The sequence below is a fragment of the Pseudomonas sp. PS02290 genome (assembly GCF_029960075.1).
In the GTDB taxonomy this organism is placed as follows: domain Bacteria; phylum Pseudomonadota; class Gammaproteobacteria; order Pseudomonadales; family Pseudomonadaceae; genus Aquipseudomonas.
This window is the reverse complement of the sequence record NZ_JASCOY010000160.1, coordinates 1-7,004: the sequence shown is the minus strand read 5'-3', so window position 1 is coordinate 7,004 and position 7,004 is coordinate 1. Positions and strand designations below refer to the sequence as shown.

The window sequence follows — 7,004 nt, the reverse complement described above, 5'->3', positions numbered from 1 at the left end:
GCTCGGGACGCCGGGGATCTGGTCGTGTTCATCCGCCATGAATCAGGCGCCGACGCACCCTTCTTCACCCCTGGCTCCGATGGCGCAAAGCTGCACCCCAAAGTCCTGAACCTTGAAAGCGAAGCGGTGGTGCTCAAGCATTTCCCCAACTCGTTCCGCGAAACCGGGCTGCAAGCGCTGCTCAAAGACAAAGGCATCGAGAACCTGGTCATCATCGGTTCCATGAGCCACATGTGCATCGACGCCACCACCCGTGCGGCGGCGGACCTCGGTTACACCGTCAAAGTCATCCACGACGCCTGCGCCAGCCGCGACCTGCAATTCGAAGGCAGCGTAGTGCCTGCCGCCCAGGTTCACGCCGCATTCATGTCAGCGTTAGGCTTTGCCTATGCCGAGGTGCTGAGCACCGACACCTATCTGGCCTGACAAAGGAGAACACAATGAGTGACAAGAAAGCCGACATTCTGGTCTGGGGCCCGATGCACGCCTCGCTGATGCAAAACCTCGAGCGCGATTACAGCGTGCACAAACTCGCCGACATCAACGACATCGACACCTGGGCCAGTCAGCACGGGGCCAAGGTGCGCGGCGTCGTCACCAGCGGCGTGTTCGGCACCGACAACGCCATTCTCGATCGCCTGCCGAATCTGGAAGTGGTCAACAGCTTCGGCGTCGGCTATGACGCGGTCGACACTCAGTACCTGGCGCGCCGTGGCATCAAACTGAGCAACACCCCCGACGTGCTCAACAACGCCGTCGCCGAAACCGCCATGGCGCTGATGCTCGGCGTATCCCGGCGCATCAGCGAAGCAGAGCGCTTCGTGCGGGCCGGCCAGTGGCCCAACGGCAAATTCCCCCTGGGCAACGACCTGTGCGGCAAGACCTGCGGCATCGTCGGTCTGGGCAAGATCGGCAAGACCATCGCCAAACGCGCTGCTGCGTTCGAAATGAACATCGCCTACTTCCGCCGTGGCCGGGCCTATGAAGATGTGTCCTACCAGCACTACGACAACCTTCAGCACCTGGCGCAGGACTCGGACTACCTGATTGTCATCGTCCCCGGCGGCCCGGACACCCAGCACCTGATCGACGCCGAAGTGCTTAGGGCGCTCGGACCCAAGTCTTTTCTGATCAACGTCGCTCGCGGCAGCGTTGTCGACGAGAAGGCCCTCGTAGCTTCGCTGCTGGCCTCGGAAATCGCCGGCGCCGGCCTCGACGTGTTCGAAGACGAACCCAATGTGCCCGCCGAGCTGTTGAAGCTGGACAATGTGGTGCTGACCCCGCACATCGGCTCGGGGACCTACGAAACGCGCCAGGCCATGGCCGATCTGGTGTTCGCCAACGTCAGTGGTCATTTCGAGAAAGGGACGCTGGTCACGCCGGTCGAGCTGTAACCGGCGCTTCATGTGCAGGCCTGACGATCAAGCCGTCGGCCTGCTCGCACTACTGTTCAAAGGCCTGCACTGCCGTAGGGTGGACTGAACGGGCCGTACCGTAAGTCAGTGCCTGAACATCGGTGCCAACTTTCCGGGATAATGCCGGTCGAACAGCCCCTACCCGGATTCCAGACATCTGCACATGCATTCCGATCAAGCAACCTGATCGAGAAAGAAGGAGAACCCTGTTTGAATATTGCCGGCGTCATTTTTGACTGCGACGGAACCCTGGTTGACAGCGAGCGGCTCGCCGCCGGCTTGCTACGCGACATCCTTAACAAACACCAGGTGTTGCTGACCGTTGACGAAGTGCTGCAACGCTTTCGTGGCGTGCAGTTTGCGCTGTGCCTGGAAGGCCTGTGCCGCGACTATCCGTGGCTGCCCAGCGACGACATCGAAACCGAATTCCGCGCGCGCACCCTGCCGCTGCTGAGGGAGCGGCTGGAAGAAATGCCCGGCGCGGTCGAGTTCGTGCGCAACCTGTCGCTGCCTAAATGCGTCGCCTCCAACGGCCCGCGCAGCAAGATCGAAACCTGTCTGAGCACCGTTGGCCTGCTGGACGTGTTCCATGGCCTGATCGTCAGTGCCTATGAAGTGCAATCGTGGAAACCGTCCCCGGTGCTGATCGAACACGCTGCAGAATTGCTGGGCCTGCCGCCGACTCAGTGCCTGCTGGTGGAAGACAGCATTCCGGGCGTCGAGGCCGGGCTGGGTGCCGGTGCGCAGGTGGCGGGCTATGGCGACACGGATTTCTCGGCCTTCATGGGGAATGCCAACTTCCATCGCGTCAAAGATTTTGGTGAATTGAAGGAATTGGTACAGCGCATCAGTTGATCGACCGGCCATCCATCCGATCGGCCCTTGTTCATCCCCGGACAACTCGATACTGTACATAAAAACAGTATCGAGAAAATCCATGCAGCTGATCGACAAGCTGAGCATCCTCGCCGACGCGGCCAAGTACGACGCTTCCTGCGCCAGCAGTGCCGCACCCAAGCGCAGTTCCGAGGGCAAATCCGGCCTCGGATCGAGCACCGGCATGGGCATCTGCCACAGTTACACCCCTGACGGGCGCTGTGTCTCGCTGCTGAAAATCCTCCTCACCAACTTCTGTCTGTACGATTGCCAGTACTGCGTCAATCGCCGGTCCAGCGACGTGCCCCGCGCACGCTTCAGCCCCGAAGAAGTGGTCACGCTGACCATGGATTTCTACCGCCGCAACTGCGTCAGCGGTTTGTTTCTCAGTTCCGGGATCATCCGCTCGGCGGACTACACCATGGAACAGCTGATTCGCGTGGCCAAACTGCTGCGTGAAGACCACGAGTTCCGTGGCTACATCCACCTGAAGACGATCCCCGAAGCCGATCCCGCGCTGATCGAAGAGGCCGGCCGCTACGCCGATCGCCTGAGCGTCAACATCGAGCTGCCGACCCAGCTGGGCCTGCAGACCCTCGCGCCGGAAAAGGAAATGGGCTCGATCAAGCAGGCCATGCAAACCATCTACACCGGCCAGCAAACCATTCTCAACGAGCCGCGGGCGCCGAAATTCACGCCGGCCGGCCAAAGCACGCAGATGATTGTCGGTGCCGACGAAACCGATGACAGCACCATCCTGCACACCGCTCAATCGCTGTACGGCGACTTCCGCCTCAAGCGCGTCTACTACTCCGCGTTCAGCCCGATTCCCAATAGCCCGAAAAGCGTGCCCCACGCCGCGCCGCCGTTGATGCGCGAGCACCGGCTCTATCAGGCCGACTTCCTGCTGCGCAGTTATGGCTACAGCGCCAACGAGTTGCTCCAAGGCCCGGGGCATCTGGCCCTGGACATCGACCCGAAACTGGCCTGGGCGCTGGAGCACCGCGACATCTTCCCGCTGGACCTCAACCGCGCGGAGCCGGCGATGATTGCGCGGATCCCAGGCATCGGCATCCGCACCACCAAGCGTCTGGTCGAGTTGCGCCGCCAACGCCGCATCCGATACGAAGACCTGACCCGCCTGCGCTGCGTGCTGGCCAAGGCCAAGCCGTTCATCATCACCAGCGACTACCATCCGCGCCAAGCCGAGAGCTCAAGCATCGATCTGCGCGAGCAACTGCGGGACAAACCGCAGCCGCAACAAATGGCGCTGTGGGGATGATCATTCTCGATTGCGCCGACTCATTCGACACCTGGCGGCAGCAGGCGCGCTGGCTGATGAGCCATCAGATCAACCCGGATCAGGTCAGCTGGAGCGTGCAGCAGGACGCTGACCTGTTTGCCAGCGACACCGATTACCCCGACGAACCCGGTCCGTTCCGCGCGCGCATTCCCCTTGAATTGCTTGAACTGCTGCAAAACGCGGCGCAATTCTGCGGTGATCAGCGCTGGACGCTGCTGTATGAAGTGTTATGGCGCGTGAGCCACGGTGATCGCACGGCCATGCTGGCCGGCGACAAACTGGGCAGCGAACTGCACCGGCGCCTGAAACAGGTCAGCCGTGAAGCCCATCATCTGCATGCATTCTTGCGCTTCGTAGCGCTGCCGGTGATCGAAAATGCCGAAGACGTCGCGGCCAAGGCGGCGTTGCTGGAGATGACCTGCCTGCCGGAATACGTCGCGTGGCACGAGCCCGCCCATGACATTCTGCGCACCGCCAGTGAGCATTTCATCGGGCGCATGGGTCGTCATCGCTGGATGATCGCGACGCCCAAGGACGGCGTGTTCTATGACGGCAAACAGCTGATTCATCAGCCGGTGTGCCCGGAGGCGTGGCAGTCGCTGGCGCGCAATGCCGACGATCCCCATGGCAATCTCTGGTTGACCTACTACAGCCACATCTTCAATCCGGCGCGGCTCAATCCGAAAGTCATGCAGGGCCATCTTCCGGCGCGGTTCTGGAAAAATCTGCCGGAAGGGCCGCTGATTCCGGCGTTGATCAGCGAGGCACGCACCGGCGGGCAGCGTGATGGTCAGGCGCGGGAGATTGCCGAGCGACGCGGCAAAGTGATTCGTGGCAAGCCCACGCCCTCACCCGCGGCGGACGCCCAGTAGGCAGCGCGGGTGGGCTCAGGTTCTCGATGAGCCTTACTGATCCAGGGTGTTGGCGGGTTCGAACTCGCGATGGGCCGCGGTCTGCATCCCGGCGGTGCTGGTCGGCGAGCCCAGGGCGGTGCCGAAAAAGCGCACGGCTTCCGTGCTCAGGTCGCGGTGAATGCTTTCGCGGTTGACGCCAATGGCGTCGGTGCACAGCCCGGGCTGGGTGGCGCGTTGCTCGTCATCACAGGGCGCCATGAACACAAAGTGCCCTGCCCCGGCGAACAGTTTGAAATCCGAGACATCGGGCAGCTTGCGCGCCAGCGCTTCGGCGTTCTTGTCGATGGCGAGCAGTTCGTCGCCGTCGCCGCTGTACAGCAACACCGGCACGTGCACATCCGCCAGGGTCTGCCGACCGAACATCAATCCCAGCGGCGCCATCAACATCAACGCGCCAACCCGGGGATCGGCCTGGGCGTGCAGGTCATCACGGTCCGCCACCAGTTCGCCCTGGGTCTTGCAGGCATCCCGGTCCTGGGGGCGCTCGGTGCAGTAATGGCGCAGACGCTGCAGATCAGGCTGGGCACCGGCGAGAATCAATGCCGTTTCGCCACCCGCCGAATAACCGATCACCCCGACCCGGCGCGCGCTGATGTACGGCGACAGCATCGGGTCGATCAATGCGGCACTGATGGCTTCGGATATTTGCAGCGGGCGCCCGTAGAGATTGCTCAGGCTGCCCAGACGGCTGTGGTCCATGTAGTTGTCGCCCGGATGGAACACCGCCACGACGACAAACCCCTTGCGCGCCAATGACGTCGCCAGATCATGTTGCGCCAGCGGCGTGCCGGTGTTGCCGTGGGACAGCATCAGCAGCGGGAAACGGCCCATGGCAATGGTCGCGTCTTCCGATGCTTCAATCGGATAACCCTGAACGCGGGTGACGTGCTCATCGTCGGTGGAGGGGTAAAAGGCGTAGGCGTGCATGGGCCGGGAATCCAGCGGATCGAGAAACGTCAGTTCGTGAAAGCCCACGCTCCAGCTCTGCAGCTCACTGGCCTGCACCGAAATCAGGCTGCCCAGCAGGCTGATCATCATCACTGCACAAAGACGCATCATTGCAATGCCCCTCACCTTATCAACCCATGCCTGGCCATTCAGACGCTCAAGGGCCAAAGCCCCGCGAAAACGGCGTCTGTCGCTATCTGACCCGTGGGGTTCGATAACATTCCGAAACGTTTGAGGATCAATGGTGCACAAGGCGGGCCAAGCTCGATGAATTGAAGACGTCGGCCGCCGTTTGACGCAGAACCGACCGGATGGGCCGGCATTCTACGGTGCTTCGAAGAGGTTACGCGCAAAGAAGTCATAAAGGCTGTCGCGGGGCTGAACGTGCGGCCGCAAAACGACGAAAGCCCCGTCAAAAGACGGCGTGCAGGCCGGTGATGACAGGGCTTTCGAGTGTAACTTTTTTATCGCTTCGAGCCCCTCGCGGGAACGCTCGACGGGTCGGGCTTACGCGAACAGCGTTTCGCTGATGGTCTTCTGCGCGGCAGCCATGGCAGCGGCACGGGGCTCGTCGCCATAAGCCAGACCTTCGGCGACGACAAAGTGCAGGTCGGTGATGCCAATGAAACCGAACACCACCTTGAGCAAGTCGTCATGGCCGGCACCGCTTGGCAGGCCCTGATGCAGACCGCCGGTGGTCGACACGACGATCACTTTCTTACCCTTGCACAGCCCTTCCGGACCGGCTTCGGTGTAGCGGAAGGTGCGGCCGGCCACACAGATGCGGTCAATCCACGCCTTCAACTGGCTCGGGATGCTGAAGTTGTACATCGGCGCACCGATGACCACCACGTCCGACGACAGAAACTCTTCCAGCGTCGCTTCGTTGGTTTCCACTTCCAGCCTCTGCGCCGCGTCACGCCCTTCCACCGGCGTACCGGCAGCGGCCAGCGTGGCGCCGGAGAAATGATTGAGTGGCTCATTCGCCAGATCGCGGTACACCACCTGAGTATCAGGGGTGATAGCGGTAAAAGACTGAACGACACTGCGGCTCAACTGACGCGAAGCGGAGTGATCGCCGAGGATGCTGGAATCGATGTGCAAGAGTTTCATAAAGTGCTTCCCAAGGTGAGAATCGCCGCCTGGCGATCAAGTGGCGTCATCCTACCCTGTGAGGTAATGCGTGATTAGAGGGTGCAAACGCGATAGATCGTCCCACTTACAGGACAATCAGAAATGTGCGATCGATGTTGGTTCGAGGCATCTGCGGAAAATCCCGACATGGATAGCGTTCATTCCGGCCCCTTCCCGGCTAAAGCCGGTCCCACTAAAAGCACCGCATGCAGTCATTGAGATTGGCGGCGCACTTTGTGGGACCGGCTTCAGCCGGGAAGCTTTTGCCGTTGCTTTTGATCTTCTACGCAGCAAGTCCAGGCGACGACAATCGCGACTTGGGTGCAGGCTGAACGCAGGTCTCGCGGAGTGGGCCGAGCGGCATGGATGCCGCGAGAGCCGCCCCCCGCCATGGATGCCGGATGGCGGCGGGCC

7 protein-coding genes are annotated in these 7,004 nt (G+C 61.7%); 5 read left to right on the top strand and 2 right to left on the bottom strand.

The genetic code is table 11. The features are described 5' to 3' along the window. The 5 genes from QMX88_RS28225 to QMX88_RS28205 all read left to right on the top strand — a co-directional run. A partial coding sequence (locus tag QMX88_RS28225) for a cysteine hydrolase family protein (RefSeq protein ID WP_282373543.1) occupies nucleotides 1–426 on the top strand: 426 nt, incomplete at its 5' end. A 14-nt stretch (nucleotides 427–440) separates the two neighbouring features. Next, entirely contained in the window at nucleotides 441–1,394 is a 954-nt protein-coding gene (locus QMX88_RS28220; RefSeq protein ID WP_282373542.1) for a 2-hydroxyacid dehydrogenase, read from the top strand. A 231-nt stretch (nucleotides 1,395–1,625) separates the two neighbouring features. Further along, nucleotides 1,626–2,270 carry an HAD family hydrolase gene (locus tag QMX88_RS28215; RefSeq protein ID WP_282373540.1) on the top strand — a complete coding sequence of 215 codons (645 nt, stop codon included), beginning with the start codon at nucleotides 1,626–1,628 and terminating at the stop codon, nucleotides 2,268–2,270. An 82-nt stretch (nucleotides 2,271–2,352) separates the two neighbouring features. Continuing rightward, nucleotides 2,353–3,573 (top strand): putative DNA modification/repair radical SAM protein, encoded by a 1,221-nt coding sequence (locus QMX88_RS28210; protein ID WP_282373538.1) that lies wholly within the window; start codon nucleotides 2,353–2,355, stop codon nucleotides 3,571–3,573. Further along, nucleotides 3,570–4,466, top strand: coding sequence for a TIGR03915 family putative DNA repair protein (locus tag QMX88_RS28205; RefSeq protein ID WP_282373536.1), 897 nt, complete (start codon nucleotides 3,570–3,572; stop codon nucleotides 4,464–4,466). The genes QMX88_RS28210 and QMX88_RS28205 overlap by 4 nt, the downstream gene beginning before the upstream one ends. A gap of 33 nt (nucleotides 4,467–4,499) precedes the next feature. Here QMX88_RS28205 and QMX88_RS28200 read toward each other — a convergent pair whose 3' ends face one another. Both QMX88_RS28200 and QMX88_RS28195 read right to left on the bottom strand, forming a co-directional pair. Continuing rightward, complete coding sequence (locus QMX88_RS28200; protein ID WP_192172059.1) at nucleotides 4,500–5,567, bottom strand: alpha/beta hydrolase family protein; 1,068 nt, start codon at nucleotides 5,565–5,567, stop codon at nucleotides 4,500–4,502. Between the two features lie 396 nt (nucleotides 5,568–5,963). Continuing rightward, complete coding sequence (locus tag QMX88_RS28195; RefSeq protein WP_282373535.1) at nucleotides 5,964–6,569, bottom strand: FMN-dependent NADH-azoreductase; 606 nt, start codon at nucleotides 6,567–6,569, stop codon at nucleotides 5,964–5,966. Nucleotides 6,570–7,004: the final 435 nt, after the last annotated feature.